The organism is Desulfovermiculus halophilus DSM 18834, assembly GCF_000620765.1.
Lineage (GTDB): Bacteria > Desulfobacterota > Desulfovibrionia > Desulfovibrionales > Desulfothermaceae > Desulfovermiculus > Desulfovermiculus halophilus.
Map to the genome: position 1 here is coordinate 62,998 of NZ_JIAK01000004.1, position 21,497 is coordinate 84,494.

At 61.7% G+C, this 21,497-nt stretch carries 21 protein-coding genes; 8 read left to right on the forward strand and 13 right to left on the reverse strand.

Annotated elements, in window-relative coordinates:
- Nucleotides 1-184: 184 nt before the first annotated feature.
- The 3 genes from N902_RS18450 to N902_RS0100345 all read right to left on the reverse strand — a co-directional run bounded on the left by N902_RS18450 (nt 185) and on the right by N902_RS0100345 (nt 2,768).
- The gene (locus N902_RS18450; protein ID WP_027369294.1) at nt 185-625 is read right to left on the reverse strand and encodes a hypothetical protein; all 441 of its coding nucleotides are present in this window, start codon (nt 623-625) and stop codon (nt 185-187) included.
- A gap of 195 nt (nt 626-820) precedes the next feature.
- A complete protein-coding gene (locus N902_RS0100340; protein WP_027369295.1) occupies nt 821-2,194 on the reverse strand; it encodes a PFL family protein in 1,374 nt (457 codons plus the stop codon).
- 16 nt (nt 2,195-2,210) lie between these two features.
- Nucleotides 2,211-2,768 (reverse strand): glycine cleavage system transcriptional repressor, encoded by a 558-nt coding sequence (locus N902_RS0100345; protein ID WP_161635146.1) that lies wholly within the window; start codon nt 2,766-2,768, stop codon nt 2,211-2,213.
- 166 nt (nt 2,769-2,934) lie between these two features.
- On the opposite strand from N902_RS0100345, the gene N902_RS20455 reads away from it, so the two are divergent.
- From N902_RS20455 to glgX, 8 genes are all read left to right on the forward strand, one after another.
- Nucleotides 2,935-3,819, forward strand: coding sequence for a cob(I)yrinic acid a,c-diamide adenosyltransferase (locus N902_RS20455; protein ID WP_279614640.1), 885 nt, complete (start codon nt 2,935-2,937; stop codon nt 3,817-3,819).
- 18 nt (nt 3,820-3,837) lie between these two features.
- A complete protein-coding gene (locus N902_RS15725; protein ID WP_153304105.1) occupies nt 3,838-4,656 on the forward strand; it encodes a dihydropteroate synthase in 819 nt (272 codons plus the stop codon).
- Nucleotides 4,657-4,975: 319 nt separating this feature from the next.
- Nucleotides 4,976-5,179, forward strand: coding sequence for a DUF8180 domain-containing protein (locus N902_RS0100360; RefSeq protein ID WP_027369298.1), 204 nt, complete (start codon nt 4,976-4,978; stop codon nt 5,177-5,179).
- A 59-nt stretch (nt 5,180-5,238) separates the two neighbouring features.
- Complete coding sequence (locus N902_RS0100365; protein ID WP_027369299.1) at nt 5,239-5,433, forward strand: CooT family nickel-binding protein; 195 nt, start codon at nt 5,239-5,241, stop codon at nt 5,431-5,433.
- A 110-nt stretch (nt 5,434-5,543) separates the two neighbouring features.
- Nucleotides 5,544-6,632, forward strand: coding sequence for a TRAP transporter substrate-binding protein (locus N902_RS0100370; RefSeq protein WP_027369300.1), 1,089 nt, complete (start codon nt 5,544-5,546; stop codon nt 6,630-6,632).
- A 95-nt stretch (nt 6,633-6,727) separates the two neighbouring features.
- A complete protein-coding gene (locus N902_RS15730) occupies nt 6,728-7,240 on the forward strand; it encodes a TRAP transporter small permease subunit (protein WP_051564041.1) in 513 nt (170 codons plus the stop codon).
- Nucleotides 7,224-8,552 (forward strand): TRAP transporter large permease, encoded by a 1,329-nt coding sequence (locus N902_RS0100380; RefSeq protein WP_027369301.1) that lies wholly within the window; start codon nt 7,224-7,226, stop codon nt 8,550-8,552. Before N902_RS15730 ends, N902_RS0100380 begins: the two co-directional genes overlap by 17 nt.
- A 255-nt stretch (nt 8,553-8,807) precedes the next feature.
- Nucleotides 8,808-10,907, forward strand: coding sequence for a glycogen debranching protein GlgX (glgX, locus tag N902_RS0100385; RefSeq protein WP_027369302.1), 2,100 nt, complete (start codon nt 8,808-8,810; stop codon nt 10,905-10,907).
- A gap of 48 nt (nt 10,908-10,955) precedes the next feature.
- Here the strand turns inward: glgX and recJ are convergent, their stop codons facing one another.
- The 10 genes from recJ to N902_RS0100435 all read right to left on the reverse strand — a co-directional run bounded on the left by recJ (nt 10,956) and on the right by N902_RS0100435 (nt 21,396).
- On the reverse strand, nt 10,956-12,668 hold the full coding sequence (gene recJ / locus N902_RS0100390; protein WP_244147348.1) for a single-stranded-DNA-specific exonuclease RecJ: 1,713 nt from the start codon (nt 12,666-12,668) through the stop codon (nt 10,956-10,958).
- Nucleotides 12,669-12,684: 16 nt separating this feature from the next.
- Nucleotides 12,685-13,323 carry a guanylate kinase gene (gene gmk, locus N902_RS0100395; protein ID WP_027369304.1) on the reverse strand — a complete coding sequence of 213 codons (639 nt, stop codon included), beginning with the start codon at nt 13,321-13,323 and terminating at the stop codon, nt 12,685-12,687.
- Entirely contained in the window at nt 13,310-13,576 is a 267-nt protein-coding gene (locus tag N902_RS0100400) for a DUF370 domain-containing protein (RefSeq protein WP_027369305.1), read from the reverse strand. Before N902_RS0100400 ends, gmk begins: the two co-directional genes overlap by 14 nt.
- A gap of 2 nt (nt 13,577-13,578) precedes the next feature.
- Nucleotides 13,579-14,460: a YicC/YloC family endoribonuclease gene (locus tag N902_RS0100405; RefSeq protein ID WP_027369306.1), complete on the reverse strand. Its 882-nt coding sequence runs from the start codon at nt 14,458-14,460 to the stop codon at nt 13,579-13,581.
- Nucleotides 14,461-14,615: 155 nt separating this feature from the next.
- Nucleotides 14,616-15,170 (reverse strand): DUF4416 family protein, encoded by a 555-nt coding sequence (locus N902_RS0100410; protein WP_027369307.1) that lies wholly within the window; start codon nt 15,168-15,170, stop codon nt 14,616-14,618.
- 39 nt (nt 15,171-15,209) lie between these two features.
- Nucleotides 15,210-16,544 (reverse strand): MiaB/RimO family radical SAM methylthiotransferase, encoded by a 1,335-nt coding sequence (locus tag N902_RS0100415; RefSeq protein ID WP_051564043.1) that lies wholly within the window; start codon nt 16,542-16,544, stop codon nt 15,210-15,212.
- Nucleotides 16,541-17,611 carry a tRNA 2-thiouridine(34) synthase MnmA gene (gene mnmA / locus N902_RS0100420; protein ID WP_027369309.1) on the reverse strand — a complete coding sequence of 357 codons (1,071 nt, stop codon included), beginning with the start codon at nt 17,609-17,611 and terminating at the stop codon, nt 16,541-16,543. The genes N902_RS0100415 and mnmA overlap by 4 nt, the downstream gene beginning before the upstream one ends.
- Nucleotides 17,612-17,613: 2 nt before the next feature.
- Nucleotides 17,614-19,092, reverse strand: a complete 1,479-nt coding sequence (gene gatA / locus N902_RS0100425) for an Asp-tRNA(Asn)/Glu-tRNA(Gln) amidotransferase subunit GatA (RefSeq protein WP_027369310.1) — start codon at nt 19,090-19,092, stop codon at nt 17,614-17,616.
- 12 nt (nt 19,093-19,104) lie between these two features.
- Complete coding sequence (gene gatC / locus N902_RS0100430) at nt 19,105-19,392, reverse strand: Asp-tRNA(Asn)/Glu-tRNA(Gln) amidotransferase subunit GatC (protein WP_027369311.1); 288 nt, start codon at nt 19,390-19,392, stop codon at nt 19,105-19,107.
- A gap of 102 nt (nt 19,393-19,494) precedes the next feature.
- A complete protein-coding gene (locus tag N902_RS0100435; RefSeq protein ID WP_244147355.1) occupies nt 19,495-21,396 on the reverse strand; it encodes an ABC transporter substrate-binding protein in 1,902 nt (633 codons plus the stop codon).
- Between the last annotated feature and the right edge of the window lie 101 nt (nt 21,397-21,497).

The following is a 21,497-nucleotide window of genomic DNA, read 5'->3' on the forward strand; positions in this document are numbered from 1 at the left end:
CCGCTACGCGCCTTCAGAATGACAAGAGGGGGGCATCAGGACCATTCGGCAGGCCGTTATTCTCCTGTTTGTCATTCGTAAACCAGTCTGCGAGCGAAAAATCCAGAGTCAAAATAAACAAAAAGCGGGACCCAGTCCTGGATCCCGCTCTCGGTGGCCGCATGGCCATGAACACCGGTGCCGGCTACATGCCGCTGGTGACTTCTTTGAGTATCTTTTGGACTTCGGCCAGCTTCTTCTTTGAGGCCTCGTCCAGATCCTTGCCCAGCATATCCGCCTTTTGAGCCATCTCATCCATCATGGAGGCGTAGACCATGCGTTTGGCCTCCTGGGGCAAGCCTTCCAGCTTGTCCACTGCCTGGCTCAGGTCTTCAACATTGCTGTTTAAGTCCGCAACCCGGGAATCCAGTGTTGCGACCTTGTTCTCCATGGTTTGCACGGCTTCTTCGGCCCCGGTAACCCCCTTGACCTGACTGTCCAGGGCGGCGATGTTTTGCCGCAGGCTGAAAAAGAAGACCACCATCAAGACTACGGCCAGCAGGGCCACAATAAGCGCAGCCTTGCCCAGCCCTTGGCGGGCCTCCTGAGTCAGTTCCGGGTTGGAACCAGTTGCAGCAGCTGTCATACTCGTACCTCCTGAGATTCTTTTTCAACCACGTGTTCAGCCCCATTACACCCATTCTCGCTTGCCGTCCGGACCAAAAGACCTGCTTGTGCCGGCTTTCACAAAAATGCGCCAAGCGATGAGTCATCGCTGTGCACAGCAAACGGCCTTTGGCGGTTGCGGCATTCTACGTCAGATTCGGGTGAAAATCAACGTTTAATTGACCAGGCTGTGCAGGGGAGCAGGAATCCTGCCTCCATGCCGGATAAATCCTGCGGATCCCTGCATGTGCCGCAGGGACATTATGGGCGCCCGCCCCAGTAGCCCTCCGAACTCTACCTCCTGCCCGGCGGCTTTTCCAGGTACCGGAATGAGCCGGGCTGCGGTGGTTTTTTTGTTGATCACCCCAATGGCCATCTCGTCAGCCACAATGGCCGCTATGGTCTCAGCCGGAGTTTCCCCCGGCACCGGGACCATGTCCAGCCCCACGGAACAGACGCAGGTCATGGCCTCCAGCTTCTCCAGGCACAGGCAGCCTTGAGCCACGGACTGGGCTATATTCACGTCTTCGCTGACCGGGATAAAGGCCCCGGACAGCCCGCCAACATGGGAACTGGCGAATGCACCGCCTTTTTTGACCGCATCGTTGAGCAGGGCCAGCAGGGCGGTGGAACCGGGGACCCCGATCCCCTCCAGCCCCAGGCTCTGGAATATCTCCCCCACGCTGTCCCCCACATTCGGGGTTGGGGCCAGAGACAGGTCCACGATTCCAAAGAGCACTCCCAGCTCCGAGGCCACTTCCCGGCCTATGAGCTCCCCGACCCGGGTCACCTTGTAGGCCGTGCGCTTGATGATCTCGGACAAACGGTCAAAGCTCAGTCCCGGATCATGAGCCAGGGCCCGGTCAACGGCCTTTTTCACCACCCCTGGGCCGCTGACTCCCACATTGATCACCGTATCCGGCTCCCCGGTCCCCAGGTAGGCGCCGGCCATGAAAGGGATGTCCTCGGGAATGTTGGCAAAGACGCACAGCTTGGCGCATCCCAGGCCGTCCCGGTCCGCGGTCAGCCTGGCTGTCTCTTTGATTACCCGGCCCATGGTCCATACCGCATCCATATTGATGCCGCTCTTGCTGGAGGCCACGTTCACTGAGGCGCAAACCCTCTGGGTACTCTGCAGGGCTTCGGGGATGGCGTCCATCAAGGCTGCATCCCCCCGGGCCGCACCTTTCTCCACCAGGGCGCTGAAGCCGCCGATGAAGTCTATGCCCACCTCCCGGGCCGCCTGATCCAGAGTCTGAGCCAGGGCCACCAGCTCCCCGGAGCTGAAGGACGCGCCGACAACAGCTATGGGACTGACGGCAATGCGCTTGTTGACCACTGGAATACCGTATTTTGCTCCGACTCGATCGCACTTGGCCACAAAATCGGCTCCGATGCGGACAATCTTTTCCCGAACCGCTTCCCTGGTCTTTGCCTGGTCATGGCTGGCACAGTCGAACAGGCTTATGCCCAGGGTCACTGTGCGCACGTCCAGGTTTTCATTCTTGACCATCTCCAGGGTGGAAATGACCTCCCGTTCACTGAGCATGGATCCCCCTTGCCGGCTAGACGCGGCAGATATCCTCAAATATCCTCTTGTGCTGAATCGTAACCTGTATATTCCGCTCCTCTCCGATCCGGGACAAGGCAGCGGTCACCTCCTGCAGCTCCTGATCCGCAGGCACATCGACCTCCAGGATGGTGACCACCCGGTGCGCAAAGGCCGCGGTGCCGGGAACAGACCTGATATTGGTGATGTTCACCTCCATCCGCTTCATCTCGCAGGTCACTGCGGCAATAAGCCCCACCTGATCCTCTCCTATGCAGACCACCACGAAAGGCTCGACCTGAAGCCTGGATCCTGGAGGCTTTGGGGGCTGGACAGACTTGACGTAGGGCACCAACCCCAGGGGGGCAAGCTCAGTGCTCAGATCGGTCAACAGCTGCTTTGAGCCCACGGACTGCGGCAGGCTGACCAGAAATATCCCCGCAAACTCGTCCTGAAGCACTGTCTGGGTCAGATCGTCGATATTGCACCCTTTCCCAGCCAAAAGAGAGGCCACTTCACAGACTATGCCCGGCCTGTCGGTCCCCAGCACAGTCACTGCAACCTGCGCACTCATGCGACCCCCGCGATCTATATGTTTGCACATCGTTTTCAGGCTCTTCGACACAGAACATTCCCTTTCAACCTCAACCCCTGCGCTCTCTTGGGCCTGCAGGGAACGAAAAGTCGGCTCTTGGACCCAGAAAGTGGAATTGCCTACATAAGAGTTTGCCGTCTGTTCTGTGTGCCTTGAGCGACAGGGCCGCACACATCCCTACCGCCCAGAGGGGCGGAATCGGGCATACACCAGAGACGGCAAAGGTCAAAACCCCACTGGCTGGGTCAAAGCCCCATTTTCACTACTGGACGTCACTGCTCAGCGTGGTATAGGACAACGGAAAAAGCTTGTAGCACTGTTTGGTTCGGGGCACAACTCCTATCACTGCACCGAAAGTTCGGTTTCTTCCGTCTTTCCCCAGAAAGCCGGAATCCAGCCAGTTCGACATCAATCCACAGGCTGGTCCAAGAACCGTAATTTCTGTGTCCAAGGACCTCTGAGCCGAGCCGTCCGGAGAAGCACTCAATCACCAGTCAGGAGGAAACGAGACATGCAGACAGGATACGTTCAACTCTACACCGGCAACGGCAAAGGAAAGACCACCGCGGCCCTGGGCCAGGCCCTGCGCGCAGCCGGCGCCGGCCTGAAGGTCTTTATCGGCCAGTTCGTCAAAGGAATGCACTACAGCGAACTGGACATTCTCAAAGACTTTTCCGAACGGATAGTCATCAAGCAGTTCGGCCGGGACTGCTTCATCTTCAACGACCCCACGCCCGAAGACTGCGCCCTGGCCAAAAACGGTCTGCAGGAGATCAACGCCATCATCCACTCCGGCGAGTATCAGATGGTCATCCTGGATGAGGTGAACATCGCCACCTATTACAACCTGTTCACTGTCGACGACCTGCTGGAGGTTATCCGCAACAAGCCCCCCCAGGTGGAGCTGATCCTCACCGGTCGCATGGCCGACCCCAGGATCCTGGAGGCCGCGGACCTGGTCACCGAGATGAAGGAGATCAAGCACTACTACCAGCAGGGGGTTCAGGCCAGAACCGGGATAGAAAAGTAGGGCTCTTGGACACAGGAAGTGGAATTCCATACATATATGCAGCTCATTGCAGACGATATCAACATCCTCAATCCAGTCGTGGCCCGGGCTGTAAAGGCCCGGGAGGCCGGACCCATTGCGGAGATAGCCGGCCGCTGCGCCGCTCTGGGCGCCGCAGCCATAGATGTCAATCCCGGCCCCGGCTCCCGGGATCGCCGGGACACCATGTCCTTTTGCCTGCAGGCCGTGCAGGCCGGAACCGATCTGCCGGTGTACCTGGACAGCAGCGAGCCTGATATGCTGTGGCAGGGCATTGAGCAGTGTGCCGGACAGGCGGTCATAAACGGTTTTTCCCTGGAGCCCGCAAAGGTAGAGACCATCCTGCCCCTGGCTGTACGGCACCGGCTTCCGGTTGTCGGCTTCCTCCTTCGTCCCAACGGCCATGTCCCTGCCAGCGCAGAGGAGCGGCTGCAGATCGCTTCTGACCTGCTGGATGTCAGCACCCGCGCCGGGCTGGATCCGGCCGATCTGATCATCGATCCGGTCCTGGCCCCCTTGAGCTGGAACGACGGCACGGCCCAGGCTGCGAGCGTGCTGGAAACCATCCGGATGCTTCCAGAGCTGTGCGGGACCAGGGTCCGGACCCTGGTTGGTCTTTCCAATCTGACCTCCGGGGTCAAGCATCCCGCGGCCCCCATGCTGGAAGCAATGTACCTGGCCAGACTGGCCGAGGCCGGATTGAGCCATGCCCTGATCAATATGCGGCGGTCCCAGGCTGTGGCCTGTGCCAGGTTCTGTTCCGTCATCGACGGGAATCAGCCCTTTTCCTGGGCCGAGTTCGAACGCTATCTGACCTGAGCCGCTCCCTGCAAACCGCAGGTCCTTCGGCCCTGGACCTGCGGATGAAAACATCTGAGGCCAAAAACTCGGGGTCTTTGATGCAGCCTGTGGATTTCATGATGTTGCCGGGGACACCCCCGGGACTATTATCCGTTTTGAGTTGTGTATACATGCCTGCCACAGCAATGGCGAATGGCGCGCGTGCGCTCGTGAAAAGTCAAACGTTATTCTGTTTCTCCCTCCTTCGTCCCCCCTTGAGAGGGGCTGGGGGATGTTTCTAGCATTGCGACAGATGATGAATAGGCACTAGCAACGGATTAAAAAAGGAGGTTTTCCCATGGACAGCTTGGAAAAGGCCCGTATCCGCATGGAACACTGGATTGAACACAACGATCAGCATCAGCAGGAGTACGAAGTCTTTGCCCAGGAGCTGGAACAGGCCGGGAAACAGGAGGCCGCGGCTGAAGTCCGGGCCTTGAGCCAGCTTACTGCCAAGGGCAGCGACCATCTGCGCAGGGCCATTCAATCCCTGCAGGCCTGATCCCGCAACCCCTGCCGGATGATGTCCGGCAGATCAGACCCCAACACGAGGTATGAGATATGTGTGATGTGCACGTGTTTCTCAAGACCGGTGAGACCCAGGAAAAGATCCTGGAGAGCGTGGAGTATCTGGAGGCCGACGGGGAGCAGATAACCGCCAGGAACATCTTTGGCGAAGAAAAAACGGTCCGGGCCAGGTTCACCCTGTTCGACAGCTCGCAAAACACCATCATCCTCAAAGCCTTGGACCCTTAGGCGGCGTCCGCCCCGGTCCTGCCTGCGGCAATGGCAGGCGTTCCCGCACAGGATACCGGGGCGCCGTGTCCAGTGCGGTGTGTATGTTCCCTACAGCCCTGGAGGTATCTATGCCCAGTACACGAGGACTCTTGGCCTGGCTTGCCGCTGCCCTCTTCTGCTGGACGGCTCTGTTTCAGCCCCAGCCCGCGGAAGCCAAAATCGTCTGGCGGGGCCAGTCCAGCTATCCAACCGGCCTCCCCCAGCTCTACTCCCCGGCTGAACGCTTTGCCCACCTGGTCGAGGAGCTGACCGGCGGAGAGCTGGTCATCCGCATGCAGCCCGGGGGATCCATTGTCCCCTCCAAGCAGGTCTTCGATGCAGTGAACAGCGGGGTCCTGGATATCGGCTGCACCTGGGCCGGGTGGTGGATCGGCAAGTTTCCGGCCTCGGTTCTGTTCGCCAACTCCTACCCCAACGGGATGCAGATGCGGGAGATGCTCAGCTGGATCTATCACGGGGACGGACTGAAGCTGTGGAACGAGATGTATGCCGGACAGAACGTGGTCGTGCTGCCCCCCTACGGCATGCTCGGATCGGAAAACTTCTGCTGGTCCAGAAAGCCCATCAACAGCCTGGAAGACTTCAAAGGCCTGAAGTTCCGCACGGTGGGGGTTTGGGGTCGATGCCTGGAACGGCTCGGGGCCCGGGTGGTCAGCCTGGCCGGGGGAGAGGTCTACCCTTCCCTGGAACGGGGGGTCATTGATGCCGCTGAGTTCGGCACCCCGGCCATTGACCGCAAGCTGGGCTTTGAAGAGATCTGTCCCTATCTAAAAGTCCCCGGGATCCATGAACCATGTGCCCCGCTGGAGACCCTGGTCAATGAAAAGACCTGGGAAGAGCTCCCCGACCGGCTCAAGCCCATGGTCAAATACGCGCTCAAGATCTCCTGCTTCGAGGCCATCAATGAGGCCATGAAGGAAGATGCCGAGGCCATGGAGTACTTCCGGAGCAGCCCCAAGGTGGAGGTCTCCAAGCTGACCCCGGAGATGATTGAAGAGATCAAGCGCATCGGCCGGGAGGAGATGAATAAGATGGCCCGGGACGATCCCTTTTTCGCCCGGGTCCTGGAGTCCCAGCGCAGCTTCCGCAGGCTGGTGGAGCCATACGCCGACCTGGTCCGCCTGCCCTATCCGTTTGCCCAGCCGGAAGGCGAGTAGCGCCGACCGAATGCTGGCTCCTGGACACAAAAATCCGGGCGAGTGCACATCTGATTTGCACTCGCTCCCATCATCATCCCTTGGCAGGATCATCTATGCTTCAAGTCATTGACCGCATCAGTGCCTGGACCGGCAAGGCAGTGGCCTGGCTGGTCCCGGTCCTGATCCTGGAGCTGGTTTACGACACCGCTGCCCGCTATCTGTTCAATGCACCCACAGCATGGTCCTATGACATCTCCTACATGCTCTACGGGACGATATTTCTGGCTGCGGCAGCCTACACCCTGCAGCTGGACCGACACGTGCGCATCGAGCTTTTGTACGACCGCTTATCGACCCGGGGCAGGGCGATCATCGACTGCCTGGGATATCTTGTCTTCTTCTTCCCCCCCCTGACCGCCCTGGTCTGCTACGGCGCGCAGTTCGCCTGGAAGTCCTGGGGCATCCTGGAGACCGGGGGGCAGAGCATGTGGCAGCCGCCCATCTACCCCTTCAAGACGGTTCTGCCCCTGGCCGCCGCTCTGTTGCTTGTGCAGGGGGTTGCCCTGTTCATCCGTTCCCTGCGGATCGTGGTCCGGGGAGGAGGCTGCGATGACCGCCAGCCCTGAAATCCTTCTGATCTGTCTGTTCGCGGGCCTGCTTCTCGGCCTGGCCTCCGGCTTCCCGGTCCCTTTTGTCATGCTGGGCAGCGCTCTGCTGGTCGGATTCGCCGGCGCGGGCGACGCGTTCTTCAACATGCTCGTCCTGCGCGTTTTCGAGACCATGCACAGCTATATCCTGGTTTCCATCATCCTCTTTGTGTTCATGGGCATTATGCTCGAGCGATCCGGGGCCGCGGAGAAGCTCTTCTCCGCCCTGCACCTCCTTCTGGGCTCCCTGCGCGGCGGTCTGGGCCTGGCCGTTATCGCAGTCTGCACCCTCATGGCCGCAGCCACAGGGATCATGGGCGCACCGGTGATCGTCATGGGGCTCTTCGCTCTGCCGCACATGCTCAGCCGGAACTACGATCCGGCCCTGTCCTCCGGATCCATCTGCGCCGGAGGCACCCTGGGCATTCTCATCCCCCCGTCCATAATGCTCATTGTCTACGGTCCCATGGCCGGAATCTCCGTGGGTCAGCTGTTTATGGCCGCCGTCCTTCCCGGCCTGCTCCTGGCCGCTCTATACGCCCTGTATATCCTGACCATCTGCTTTCTGAAGCCGGAGCTGGGTCCGGCCCTGCCCAAAAGTCAGCGCAATGTCTCCCTGGCCCGAAAGCTCCTTCTGGTCCTGACCTCCATGCTGCCCACCATCCTGCTCATTTTTTCAGTTTTGGGCACCATATTCTTCGGAATAGCCGCGCCCACCGAGGCCGCCGCTGTAGGCGCCCTGGTCAGCGTGCTCCTGGCCTGGGGCTATGGCAATCTGTCCTGGTCTGTTCTCAAGGACGCCTTTGTCCAGACCACGGTCATCTCTTCCATGATCCTGCTCATCGTCGCCGCCGCCTTTGTCTTCACCGGCACCTTCATGCTCCTGGGCGGAGGCTTCATCGTCCAGGACCTGCTCCTGAATCTGCCCATAGGGCCCTGGGGCATTCTGGGCATCATGACCGCCGCCTTCTTTGTCTTCGGCCTGTTCATGGAGTGGGTGGGCATCGTGCCCATCCTGGTTCCCATTTTCACCCCCGTCCTGCAGAAGCTGGGTTTTGACCCCCTGTGGACGGCCATGCTCTTCTGTGTCGCCATGCAGACCTCTTTTTTGACCCCGCCCATGGCCCCGGCCCTGTTTTATCTCAAAGGCGTGGCTCCGCCCCAGATCAGATTCGGAGCGCATATCATCCGCGGCGTCCTTCCTTTCCTCCTCATCCAGGCCCTGGCCCTGGTCCTTCTTGCGGTCTGGCCCGGCCTGGCCCTCTGGCTTCCGTCCATGATGCTCCGCTAAGGATCCGCTCCCTGCTGATCCGGTCCGGCCTTGTCAAAACCCCGGACCAGGAGTAGAGCTGAATATAGACAGCTAACCTAACAACGACAGTTTGGGCACGACAAACCCCTGCAAAGAGCCAGGCGGGCGCCAGGCGATTACTTATAGCTCCCACGCAGAGCGTGGGAGCTATAAAAAGCGATAAACAAGAAATCAATGAGTTACAGCAAAATGTCGCTGTAGTGCGAATGCTCAGTCCACAAGGAGAAGACATCCATGAAGATATGGCCCGGCCAACCCTTTCCCCTGGGTGCTGTGTACGACGGCTCGGGGACCAATTTTTCCCTGTTCTCCGAAATCGCCGAGCAGGTGGAGCTCTGTCTGTTCGACGAGGACGATCAGGAGACCCGGATCGAGATGCCGGAAGTGACCGGATTCTGCTGGCACTGCTACCTGCCGGAGATCGAGCCCGGACAGCGCTACGGATTCCGGGTCCACGGCCCCTGGAATCCGGACCAAGGCCACCGCTGCAATCCGGCCAAGCTCCTTCTGGACCCCTATGCCAAGGCCATAGAAGGCCAGGTGCACTGGGATCAGGCAGCCTTTCCCTACGATTTGGACCAGGGACCGGAGGAAAGAAACGATGCGGACAGCGCCCCCTTCGTCCCCCGCTGCGTGGTCCATCAGCCCTTCTTTGACTGGAGCGGGGACCGCAGGCTGCAGCTTCCCTGGCACGAAACCGTGATCTACGAGACCCATGTCAAGGGATTCACCATCCAGCATCCGGACATCCCGGAGGAGATCCGGGGGACCTATGCCGGCCTGGCCCACCCGGCGGCGGTGGAGCACTTAAAGAAGCTGCAGGTCACGGCTGTGGAGCTCATGCCCGTGCACCAGTTCATCCACGACAAGCACCTGGTGGACAGGGGGCTTCGCAACTACTGGGGATACAACTCAATCGGGTATTTCGCTCCCCACAACGAGTACTCCTCGGACCAGCGCCCCGGGGCCGGGGTGGCCGAGTTCAAGCAGATGGTCAAGACCCTGCATCAGGCCGGGATCGAGGTCATCCTGGACGTGGTCTACAACCACACCGCGGAAGGCAACCACCTCGGGCCCATGTTTTCCTTTAAGGGCATAGACAACGCCTATTACTACCGCCTGACCGAAGATCCCAGCTACTACATGGACTACACCGGCACTGGCAACAGCCTGAACATGCGCCATCCCCACGTCCTGCAGCTGGTCATGGACAGCCTCCGCTACTGGGTTCTGGAGATGCACGTGGATGGATTCCGCTTCGATCTAGCCTCCACCCTGGCCCGGGAGCTGCACGACGTGGACCGGCTGTCCGCGTTTTTCGACATTATCCAGCAGGACCCGGTCATCAGCCAGGTCAAGCTCATTGCCGAGCCCTGGGATGTGGGGGAGGGAGGCTACCAGGTGGGAAACTTCCCTCCGGTCTGGTCGGAGTGGAACGGCAAGTACCGGGACTGTGTGCGGGACTTCTGGCGGGGCGAGGACCAGACCCTGGGCGAGCTGGCCTACCGTTTCGCCGGGAGCCCGGATCTGTATGAGAACACCAGCCGCCTGCCCTTTGCCAGCATCAACTTCATCACCGCCCACGACGGGTTCACCCTTCACGACCTTGTGTCCTACAACCACAAGCACAATGAGGACAATGGGGAGGACAACCAGGACGGGGAGGACTTCAACCGCTCCTGGAACTGCGGCGCCGAGGGCCCGACCGACGACCCGGAGGTGATGGACCTGCGCACCCGTCAAAAGCGGAACTTCCTGACCACCCTCTTTCTCTCCCAGGGCGTGCCCATGCTCCTCGGCGGGGACGAGACCGGCCGCACCCAGAACGGCAACAACAACTGCTACTGTCAGGACAATGAGCTCTCCTGGTTCGACTGGGAGCATGTGGACCAGGATCTGCTCGGGTTCTGCCAGGGGCTGATCGGGTTTCGGCTCAGGCATCCCGCGTTCCGGCGCAGGCGCTGGTTTCAGGGCCGCTCCATCCACGGCACCCAGACCCACGACATCGCCTGGTTCACCCTGGAGGGCAAGCAAATGGATGAAGAGAACTGGGGGGAGGGTTTTGCCAAGTCCCTGGCCATCTATCTCAACGGCCGGAACATCCCCAATCCCAATCCCCGCGGGGATGCGGTCAGCGACGACAACTTTTACATCATCCTCAATGCCCATTACGAACCCTTGAACTTCACCCTGCCTTCCGCCCGATGGGGGGCGAGCTGGATCAAGGTCCTGGATACCACCCACGGTTGGCTGGAAGAGGAGGAACGCATCGAGGCTGAAGGGAACTTTGACGTTCAGGACCGGTCCATGGTCCTGCTGCGGCAGGGGGAATAAGGGTCGGGGAAAGGCTCTGGCCCGGAAAGGGAGGTGATCCCCGCCGGCCTACTGTCCGGCCAAGCACTGCCAGTCCCGGATCTGCAGATCGATGCTGGTCAGGCCGTTGTAGTAGTTCATCCGGGGAGTAAAGGCCAGCTGCATGCTGCGCCCGGCTACGCTTGAAGACAGGGCATCGGCCTGCCGCCAGGCCTTGCCCAGCATGGTCACCCCGGCCTGCTCGTCCCTGAGCTGCAGGGAGACGTGCTTGGCCCCGAAGACCTTGTACTTCTGCACTGTGAGCGGAGTGGAGCAGAACACGGGCTGGGGGTTGCCCAGCCCAAACGGCTGCAGGAGATCGATCTCCTGTACCAGACGCAGATCGACCATATCCAGACCCAGCTTGGCCTCTACCTGCAGCCTGGGTGGAGGAGGCTCCTCGCCGATCTGGGCCCGCACCGCCCGGTCAAAGGCCGTGCGCAGATCCTCCAGATTCTCCGGGGCCAGAGAGAGCCCGGCGGCCTGCTTGTGGCCTCCAAATCGCTGCAGCAGCTCCGCGCAGTCGCACAGCCCCTGGTGAAGATCAAAATCCGGGATGCTCCGGCCGGAGCCCTTGAGCCCTTCTCCATGCCCGGTCAAAAGCAGGGCCGGACGATTCATCTGCTCCACCACCCTGGAGGCCACAATCCCGATCACCCCCTGGTGCCAGTCCTGTCCGCACAGGACCAGCCCCAGACGCTCCCTGTGCTCCTCGGCCTGCTCCAGGGCCTGCTTGAGGATCTCCTGTTCCGTGCTCCGGCGGGTCTGGTTGTACTTTTCCAGCTGCGCAGCCAAGGGCCGGGCCGTGCTCAGATCCGGGGCCAGCAAGAGCTCCAGCGCCTCTCGAGGCGAGGCCAGCCGTCCGGCGGCATTGATCCTGGGAGCCAGGCCGAACCCCACCTGTCCGCTGCCCATGGGGGCGGTGGGCGGAAGCTTGCTTACTTCCTTTAAGGCGAATACCCCCGGCCGCTTCCCCTCTCCCAAAACCAGAAGCCCGTTCTTGACCAGGATCCGGTTCACTCCAGTCAAGGGAACCACATCGGCAATAGTCCCCAGGGCCACCAAGTCCAGGCTGTGCCGCACATCCACGGCCTCGCCCGGGAGGATGCGATTCAGGGCCGCCATGAGCAGAAAGGCAACCCCCACCCCGGCCACTCCGGCATACGGGCAATCCGTTTCCAGTGCCGGGTCCACGACAGCGTCGGCCGCTGGCAGGTCCGGACCCGGGAGATGATGATCAGTGACCACCACCCGCATCCCCAGCTCTCTGGCCCGCTGCACCGCATCCAGATCAGCGATCCCGCAGTCCACGGTGAGCAAGGCCCGGACCCCTTGATCCGCCAAGCGTTCCACCCCGCCGACGGTCAGCCCGTAGCCGTCCACAAACCGATCCGGAAGCTCAAAGCTGACCGGCACCCCCTTGCGGCGAAAAAAGTCCACCAGCAGCGCGGTGGAGGTGATCCCGTCTACATCATAGTCCCCCCATATCCCGATCCGCCGCCCCTGGCTAACGCATTCGGCCAGGACCTCGGCCCCTGAGATCAAGGCCGGCCAGGACTCCAGGGCCGGGAGATGTCTGAGCCCCGGGCTCAGGTAGCGGTCCATCTCCGGCAGGGAACACACGCCCCGCCGCCAAAGGAGGCGGGCCAAAAAAGAGGAGATGTTCAACGAGTCGGCCCATCCGGAAAGATCCGGAGGCTCCGGGCCATAGGTGTTGGGCTGAAATGTCCACTGCAAAGGCACGACGGCAGCTCCTGGGCTATGCTTTTTGTCCACCCGTCCACCCGGCCGTGATCCCGGCCAGGATATGGCTGTTGCGGCTCATTCGGCACCCTTCGGCCAGGTAGATGCTCCGCAGCCTGTCGTAGGCCGCAGAAAGCTGATCATTGACCACCCAATAGTCAAACTCCGGTGCGGCGGCCAGCTCGCCCTCGGCAGCGGCCAATCGCCGGGCAATCTGCTCTTGATCGTCCGTGCCCCGCCGGCCCAGCCGCCGCTGGAGCTCCTCCCGGCTGGGGGGAAGGATAAAGACCAGCACGCTGCCGGTCAGGCTTCGGCGCAGCTGCCGCGCTCCCTGGACGTCGATATCAAAAAGCACATCCTGTCCGGCCTGCAGGAGGTCCTGGGTGGCCTGCAGAGGGGTCCCGTAGTAATTGCCGTGGACCTGGGCCCACTCAGCAAAATGCCCCTCAGCGATCAGCTGTTCAAACTCCTCCCGGCCGACAAAACGATACTCCCGGCCGTCCCGCTCCCCGGACCGAGGCGACCGGGTCGTGGTGGACAGGGAAAACGCGAATTCCGGGAACTCCTGCACCAGCCGCCGGATCAGAGTGCTCTTGCCCGCACCTGAAGGGGCGGAAATGACCAGGGCCAGTCCGTGCCGCTCAACGATGCTCATCATCCCCGCCTTTGTCCGCGAACCGCTGTCCGATGGTTTCAGCCTGCAGGGCGGACAGGAAAACGTGATTGGAGTCGGTCACAATGATGGACCGGGTCTTCCGTCCCTGGGTGGCGTCCACCAGTCTGCCCTCTTGGCGGGCATCCTCCCGCAGCCGGCGCATGGGGGAGGACCCGGGGTTGACGATGCCCACCACCCGGGAGACGACCACGTAGTTGCCGAAACCTATGTTCAACAAATGCTTCAGGGCCATTGTTACTCCAGATTCTGGACCTGTTCCCGGCATTTCTCCAGCTCAGCCTTGCAGTCCACAACCAGCTGGCTGACCTGAGTATTCTGGGCCTTGTTCCCCAACGTATTGATCTCCCGGAAGCATTCCTGGAGCAAAAAGTCCAGCTTGCGCCCTTTGACCTCCTGATTGTGCATGTACTCCTCCAGGGTCTGGACATGGGTCTTCAGCCGGGTGATTTCCTCGGACACATCCAGGCGGTCGGCCAAGACAGCCAGCTCCTGGAGCAGGCGCTGCTCATCCACCTCAGCTTCCTCCGGAGCCAGCAGGCGGGCCACCCGTTCCCGCAGGACCTTAAACCTCTCCTCGGCCAGTCCCTGGGTCTGTTCCTCCAGCTGCAGGATCCACTGCCCCAGCTGCCCGACCCGGCCACGAAGGTCCCGGGCCAGATCCTGCCCTTCCCTCTGCCGGAACCCATCCCATTCCTTCAGGGCCATATCCAGCCCCTGCCGGAAGGAATCGCTCTGGGCGTCCTGTCCGGAGAGAGTCCCTTCCTGCCACAGGGAGGGAACATTCAGCAGGCGGGAGTAGTCCGCCTCCATTGCATCCCCCTGCTCCTCGGCCAGGGCACGTATTTCCCCCAGCATGGCCTTGGCCTGGCCCCTGTCCAGGCGGACAGGCATCAGCTCGGGCCGCAGAAAGGTCACCTGCAGGCTGACGTCGATCCGTCCCCGCTCCGCCACCCGGCGGACCTGAGATTCCCAGGCCGGTTCACAGGACCTCAGGAAAGCCGGCAGCCGCCAGCGGACACTGAGCTGCTTGCCGTTCACGCTTTTGATCTCCCATTCCTGAATGCACGCCTCGTCCTGCAATCTGTACGTTCCGTAGCCGGTCATGCTCTTAAGCACACGTCCCCCGTGATGGTATTCTGGTCGGCATATCCGCTTTGCTTGATGGACAAAACTGGCTCTTGGACCCGGAAAGTGAGGCTTCATAGAGATACCCCCACAGGTCAGGTCCAAGGCCAAAGTCATGACTTGAATCCGGCCGGAGGCGGTCGTCTTCAATCCATTGGCTGCTCATCCTGCATCCGGCGCAGCTTCTGCTTGTATCTGCTCCGTATCCGGGTCAGCACATCCTGGACCTGCCCCCCGGCATAGTCCGGAAAGGTCCAGGGCAGGACCTGCCACCCTCCCTTTTGATACACAAGGGTCAGGTCGGCGAATATCCCCTGCCCCAAGTAGATGCGATGGGTAAAGTTCTTGCCTGTGGCCAGGACCAGCCGCTCCAGACAGACCAGTCCCGGGTCCAGGTTGAGCTTTCGTCGTCCTTCTCCGTCCCGCCACTCGTCTTCCAGGGCATTGGTCCCCAGCTTGATCTCCGGCAGCCGGTCCTGGGCCTGAAGCTGCTCAAAGGCGACAACCCGCCGCATAATCGGGGTCCCCAGCTCCTGGTCGTAATACCGGGTCTGGGTGAAAGGAAACGGCTCGGAGACATAGTCCAGCGGTCCCCATCTGCTTTCCAGCTCCCTGGCCGCATCCGGCCAGATCTGCACGAGCCTGGAGCTGAGCACAGAGACGATCAGCTGCGCTGAAAACGGTGCCTGGGGCCGGCTCATGGCTGCTCCTTGGGTTTGGATCTCATGGATTGCGCAGACTCATCGGCCACCCGGACGGACAACCAGGCTCGATCCCTGGGCCTTTACTGGTACAGCCGGAACGAGTTCTTTGACCTCCGCCTCCGGCTGGACCTCGAAGGTACAGGGGACGTAGTACTCACAGCGCCCAGCCCCCGGATCATTTCCCTCCAGAGCCACCTCCAGCCCCGTGTCGACCGCCAGGCGCCGGGCAAAATCCCGGCTCTTGGTCTGAGCCAGCTCCCGCAGGCGGCTGCTCCGCCTTTTTTTCACCTCCGGCTGGATCTGTCCGGCGGCCCGGGCCGCCGGGGTCCCCGGCCGGGGGGAATAGGCAAAGACATGGGCATAGGTAAAAGGCTGATCCGCAAACCAGTCCAGGGTCTGCTGCACATCATCCTCCCCTTCCCCTGGAAAGCCGACCAGAAAATCCCCGCCCAAGGCAAAGCAGGACCAGACCTGGTTCAAACGCTGAAAGAACCCAGCCACCGACCGCACATCGTAGTGTCTGCGGCCCATGGACCGCAGAACCCCGGGCGAGGCGCTCTGCATGGACACGTGCAGATGGGGGCAGAGCATACTCGACTCAGCAAGCACAGCCAAGGCCTTGGCCCCGAGCTGAGAAGGATCCAGTGAGCTCAGCCGCAGCCTGGCTCTCCCCTGCCAGTCAGGACCCAACCTGTGTTCCAGTCCCTGGACCAGATCCCAGAAGTCCATCCCCTGATGCCGGTATTGGGCCAAATTGATTCCGCTCAGGACCAGCTCCCGGTGCCCATGGGCCAGCAGGCGCCGGGCCTCGGCCTCCACCTCCCGGAGGCTTCGGCTTCTGGCCGGCCCGCGGGTCAAGGGCACGATACAGTAGGTGCAGCCTTGAGAGCATCCGTCCTGGACCTTGATCCCCGGCCTGGCCCTAGGATAGGAGCCCAGACGAAACCGGGGAAACGCTGTCTGCCTGTTCGGCCCGGAAGAGGTTTTCGATGCAGGCCAGCAGTCCGGCGGCCAGGCCATGAGCCCGGCTTTGGCCTCCTGGGGGATGATCCGGTCCACCTCCGGCATGCCGGCCATGTCCTGAATGCACATCTGGGCGGCACATCCGGTGACCACCAGATCGGCTTCCCGGTTCCTTCGCCGGCAGCGGCGGATCAGCTTCCGCAGGTCCTGGAGGGACTTCTCGGTCACAGCACAGCTGTTGACCACGATCACATCGGCCCGCTCCGGATCCGGGACCTGTGTCGCCCCGTGCCGCATCCAGCTCTCGACCAGGGCCTGGCCCTCGTATTGGTTGATCTTGCACCCCTGGGTCACCAGATAAAATGAACCCGGCTTCCCGGGACGAAGCGTACCCGAGGCATCGTTCATTGCAGGCCCTGCCCAGATTTCCGCCTTGCTCCAGACATGATCTCCCCGCCTCCCAGGACCCGTCCATCCCGGGAATAAAATGCCGCGATCTGGCCCGGTGTGGCCGGAAGCCGGGGCCGATCGAAGCGGACATCCAGCCAGCCGTCCTCGAGCAGGATCCGGGCAGGATCCGCCCCCTGCCGGTAATTGGTCTGGACCAGGACCTGTTCCGGCCAGCTTGAGACTCCGACCAGGGCGTTGTCCAGACGGACCCGGCACGAATCGGCCTGCAGCTCTCTGCGGGGCCCCACAATCAGGCGATTGGCCTCTGCATCCTTGTCCAGGACATACAGGGGCTCGCTGTGGGCGATGCCCAGCCCCCGCCGCTGGCCGAGGGTATATCCATGCACTCCCTGATGCCGACCCAGAACCCGGCCGCTGGAGTCCACAACCTCCCCCGGTCCGGGCAGATGCGTGTCTTGGGCCGCCAAAAACTCCCGGTAGTCGTTGTGGGGAATAAAGCAGATCTCCTGGCTTTCCTCGCCGCTGACAGGGCGAAGACCGCGTCTGGACAGCTCCTCCCGGACCCTCGCCTTGGTCCAGGCGGACAGGGGAAAAAGAGATGCCGCCAAGGCCCTCTTATCCACCAGGGCTAAGAAATAGCTTTGATCCTTGCCCGAATCGGTTCCCCGGTACAGGCCGGGAGGATCCGGGCAGTCCTGCTCCACCCTTGCGTAGTGCCCGGTGGCAATCATGTCCAGCCCCAGGGAACGGACCTCCCGGACCAGGGCGTCGAACTTGATCCGCTGATTGCACCAGGAGCAGGGATTGGGGGTCAGTCCCCGGGCATAGGCTTGAACAAAAGGACGAATCACCCGGCGGTCGAACTCCTCTTCCATCTGTATGCAGTGCAGAGGGATTCCACGCCGGGCGCAAATGCCGGCCAGCTCCTCCTGCAGCCTGGCCTCACCGTCTGCCGCCCCTGCAAAAGAAGCGTGCACCGCTTCCGGTTCGTACCCCTGCTCCTGGAGCAGACACAGGGCCAGCAGGCTGTCCGCGCCTCCGCTGACTGCTACGCCTACAGACACAATCAGGTCAGATCAGCCAGGGCTGAGGGCTGGGGGAGCGGCGGGAGGGCCTGTTCCAGCACATGCCCGGCCTGGAGAATGGTCTGCTCCTCAAAGGCCCGGCCGAAGAGCTGGAGCCCGATGGGCATTTTGGTCCTCGATCCCTGCCCCACCGGCAGACACAGGCCGGGCAAGCCGGTCAGGTTCAAGGGATTGGTGAACACGTCGGTCAGATACATCTGCAGCGGATCACTGCTTTTTTCCCCCAGGGCAAAGGCGGCCGTGGGGGCGATAGGCGCACAGAGCAGGTCGCATTCGGTCAGGGCCTGCTCATATTCCTCCGTGATCAGCCTGCGCACCTGGGCCGCCTTTTTGTAGTAGGCATCGTAATACCCGGCGGACAGGACGTAGGTCCCCAGGAGGATCCTGCGCTGAACCTCAGGTCCGAATCCCTGACTCCTGGACCCGGTGTACATGTCCTTGAGTTCCTTGGCCGCAGAATCCCGCAGGCCGTAACGGACCCCGTCGTACCGGGCCAGGTTGGAGCTGGCCTCGGCCATGACGATTATATAGTAGGCGGCGATGGCAAACTTGGTATGGGGCAGGGAGATGGGCACTGTCTGCGCCCCGAGATCCCGGATCCGGTCCAGGGCCTGCTCACAGGCCTCCATGACCTCCGGGTCGATCCCCTCTCCCCAGTACTCGGCAGGAACCCCGACCCGCAATCCGCGTAAATCCTCTCTGTGATCCAAAGCCCGGGTATAGGCCGGGACCTGGACCGGGGCCGAGGTGGAGTCCTTGGGATCGTGGCCGGCTATGACCTCCAGGACCTGGGCCACGTCCCGTACCGTCCGGGCCATGGGTCCGGCCTGATCCAGCGAAGAGCCGTAGGCTACCAGTCCGAACCTGGAGACCCGGCCATAGGTTGGCTTGAGCCCGGCCAGTCCGCAAAACCCAGCCGGCTGGCGAATGGATCCCCCGGTGTCGGTGCCCAGAGAAGCCGGAGTCTGTCCGGCTGCTGTGCTGGCTGCCGAGCCACCGCTGGACCCCCCGGGAACCCGGCTCAGATCCCACGGGTTCCTGGTCATCTGGAAGGCGGAGTTTTCAGTGGACGAGCCCATGGCGAACTCGTCCATATTCGACTTGGCCACAATCACTGCCCCGGCCTCTTTCAGCCGCCGAATCACTTCCGCATCGTAGAAGGGGACAAAGGATTGAAGCATCTTTGATCCGCAGGTGGAGGGCGTCCCTTTGGTAGTGAACACGTCCTTGACCACCAGAGGGACCCCCCACAAGGGCTGGTTCTGTCCCGGTCCCAGCTCGTCCAGCTTCCGGGCCCGATTCAGGGCCTGCTCTGCATCCACGTGCAGCAGGCTGGAGATCCGGTCCTCCGTGGCTTGTATCCGGTCCAGGCTGGCCTGGACCGCTTCCCGGGCCCCGATATCCCGCCGGGCCAACAAATCCCTGACCCCGGTCAATGTCTGTGTATGCCAATCGGTCATGCTGTGTCCTTCTTAAAATACCTTGGGGACAATGAAGTAGCGTCCATCAGCCTCCGGAGCATTGCTCAAGAGCTCTTCCCGGGAGTACTCCTGACGGACCTCGTCCCCGCGGAAGGCTGTCTCGTGCCGGACCGGAGAGTACAGGGGCTGCACCTCCGAGGTATCCAGCTGGTTCAGCGTGTCCATGTAGGTCAGGATATCCTCCAGCTGCCGGGCAAAGGTCTGCAGGGTTGCATCGTCGCACTCCAATCGGGCCAGCTCGGCGATCGCGGCCACATCCTTGGGGTCCATCTTGGTCATATTTACTCCGGGGTTGTCGTCAAGCCTATGCTGGTGTGATCAGCGCCTGGTGACTCCTCAAGGGAGCAATTTCACGGCTTACCTGCTGGTCCCAGCCTCCCTTCACCGCCTTTTGAGCTCCTCCGCCTGCAGTGGCTTCAGGCCGTCCTGGCCGGGTTGGACCACAAAAAGATCCTGCCGGGCATGTCCCTGGGCGTCCCAGGACATGGGCGCCATGCTCCAGGAAAAATCCTGCACAGAATGCAAAACAGCCGCCATATCCTGGTCCGGTGCGTCCTCGGACTTGAGCAGCACCCTGGAAGCCAGGCGGACGAAATCGTAGCCCAGGGCCACCCAAAAATCGGGATCCCGTTCATTCATCTCTTCCAGGCCCTGTCTGAGCTTCAAAGCCCCGGATGCGGAGCTGTCCGCGATCCAGGGAGAGGTCATCACCGCCAAACGGAAGTACTTGCGGTCCAGCTCAGAGACCTTCTTCACCCCTTGGCTCCACAGGGTCGGTCCCAGAAAGAAGAGATCGCGCTGATCAAAGTAGAAGAACTCCGGGATGAGCATCTGGGCCTGGGAGAACGAATCCGGGATGAACACGGATTGAAACGATGGCCCTGGCTGGGCGCTACCCCCGGCCTGGGTGTTTCCATCGGCCTGGGCGCCTTTCAGCAGATCCGCCACCTCCTGCTCCCAGGTTTCGGGCGCATCAGGGCTGTACATCTTCAGCTCCTGGACCTCCGCCCCCCTGCTTTGAGCCAGGCGGACAAAGGTAGAGGACAGGCGCTGCCCATATCCGCTTCTGGGAGCCATAACAGCGAACCTGCTGATCCCGAACTCGGACTGCATAATTTCCACAAGAGGACGAATCTGATCCTCAGTCCCGGGAAAGAAGCGGAAGCCGTCCTCTCCTTCGGTGCCGGGCTTCAGATCGGCCCGGAAAGGGAAAAAGGTGCGTTCACCGGCATGAGCGCCTTCAACCAGCTTAGCCCATTTCTCCTTCTTCAACGGACCGCCGACCAGCCGGCATTGTGCGGGAAGGCCGGCAATCCGCTGCATCCAATCCCCTGCCTCCGAATTGATGATCGTGAGCTGGAGATCAACTCCTGAGCCTTCCAGCTGCCACTGGGCGACCGCAGCTCCGACCGCGATCTTCCAGCCCATGGAGGCATAGCCGCCGTCCAAAGGACAGCACAGGGCCACTGCCGGGGACGGCAGTCCGTATTGTTCCTTCAGCTCGGCCAAGACAGAGGCCAGGTTCTCTTCAGTCGCCAGCTGGCCCTGCTTCAATATCCGGGTCAGCTCAGCCCGGACCCGGGGCCATGCGCCCGGATCCTGATCCAGGGTCCGCAGGGCCTGCCTCCACTGGACCAGGGCCTTGATCGGCGATTCTTCCTTGGGCGGTATCTGGGATACGGCATCCCAGGCCGACTTGTCCAGCCCCTGGAGCAGATCCGAGAACCGCTTCTCCAGGTCTTGCTTCTGCTTTTGGGTCTGGGCCTGATCATAGAGGGAGACAAGCAGGGGCCAGGCCTGCCCAGCCCGGCCGGAATGTATCGACTCCCGGCCCACCTCCAGGGCGGTCTGCAGCCTAACGGACCATGGAATCCGGGGAGTGCGGATCACGGACTCTGCATGCCCAAGCCAGTCCTGAGGGCTGCGGGCCCGGAGGATCTGCAGGTAGCCGGCCTGCCATTCCCAGCTTCTGCGCTGGCCTGGATCCAGTGCGGCCCACTGCTCCATGGCCAGCTCAGCAAGCTCCCAATGTGCATTGGATCTGGCGGAAGCAGCCAGCCCCTGCCAGGCTTGGATCCGAAGCCCCCTGCTCAGTCTTTGGTTCTGCACCAGCTGGGAGTAGAGCTCCTCAGCCCTGACAGTCTGTCCCTGCTGCAGGGCCAGATCGGCTGTCTGCAGCTGACGTCTGGGCCCGGACTCCGGAACCTGCTGCAGCAGGGGCAGCTGGGCGCAGCCTGCCAGCAGACAGCTCCAGACCACAAGCCCCAGGGTCAGTCTATGCATATATCCCACACCCAGCCTCCATGCATCAGATTGTCTTTTGCAGAGTTGTGGACCAGGTGCCAAAACGGAACCGGTCCTGTACGGCAAACGCTTTCTTTTCA

Coding starts and splice junctions, on each gene's coding strand:
- N902_RS18450 (WP_027369294.1), bottom strand. CDS start 625: ATGACAGCTGCTGCAACTGGTTCCAACCCGGAACTGACTCAGGAGGCC.
- N902_RS0100340 (WP_027369295.1), bottom strand. CDS start 2,194: ATGCTCAGTGAACGGGAGGTCATTTCCACCCTGGAGATGGTCAAGAAT.
- N902_RS0100345 (WP_161635146.1), bottom strand. CDS start 2,768: ATGAGTGCGCAGGTTGCAGTGACTGTGCTGGGGACCGACAGGCCGGGC.
- N902_RS0100360 (WP_027369298.1), top strand. CDS start 4,976: ATGGACAGCTTGGAAAAGGCCCGTATCCGCATGGAACACTGGATTGAA.
- N902_RS0100365 (WP_027369299.1), top strand. CDS start 5,239: ATGTGTGATGTGCACGTGTTTCTCAAGACCGGTGAGACCCAGGAAAAG.
- N902_RS0100370 (WP_027369300.1), top strand. CDS start 5,544: ATGCCCAGTACACGAGGACTCTTGGCCTGGCTTGCCGCTGCCCTCTTC.
- N902_RS15730 (WP_051564041.1), top strand. CDS start 6,728: ATGCTTCAAGTCATTGACCGCATCAGTGCCTGGACCGGCAAGGCAGTG.
- N902_RS0100380 (WP_027369301.1), top strand. CDS start 7,224: ATGACCGCCAGCCCTGAAATCCTTCTGATCTGTCTGTTCGCGGGCCTG.
- glgX (WP_027369302.1), top strand. CDS start 8,808: ATGAAGATATGGCCCGGCCAACCCTTTCCCCTGGGTGCTGTGTACGAC.
- gmk (WP_027369304.1), bottom strand. CDS start 13,323: ATGAGCATCGTTGAGCGGCACGGACTGGCCCTGGTCATTTCCGCCCCT.
- N902_RS0100400 (WP_027369305.1), bottom strand. CDS start 13,576: ATGGCCCTGAAGCATTTGTTGAACATAGGTTTCGGCAACTACGTGGTC.
- N902_RS0100410 (WP_027369307.1), bottom strand. CDS start 15,170: ATGAGCCGGCCCCAGGCACCGTTTTCAGCGCAGCTGATCGTCTCTGTG.
- N902_RS0100415 (WP_051564043.1), bottom strand. CDS start 16,544: ATGAACGATGCCTCGGGTACGCTTCGTCCCGGGAAGCCGGGTTCATTT.
- gatA (WP_027369310.1), bottom strand. CDS start 19,092: ATGACCGATTGGCATACACAGACATTGACCGGGGTCAGGGATTTGTTG.
- gatC (WP_027369311.1), bottom strand. CDS start 19,392: ATGACCAAGATGGACCCCAAGGATGTGGCCGCGATCGCCGAGCTGGCC.
- N902_RS0100435 (WP_244147355.1), bottom strand. CDS start 21,396: ATGCATAGACTGACCCTGGGGCTTGTGGTCTGGAGCTGTCTGCTGGCA.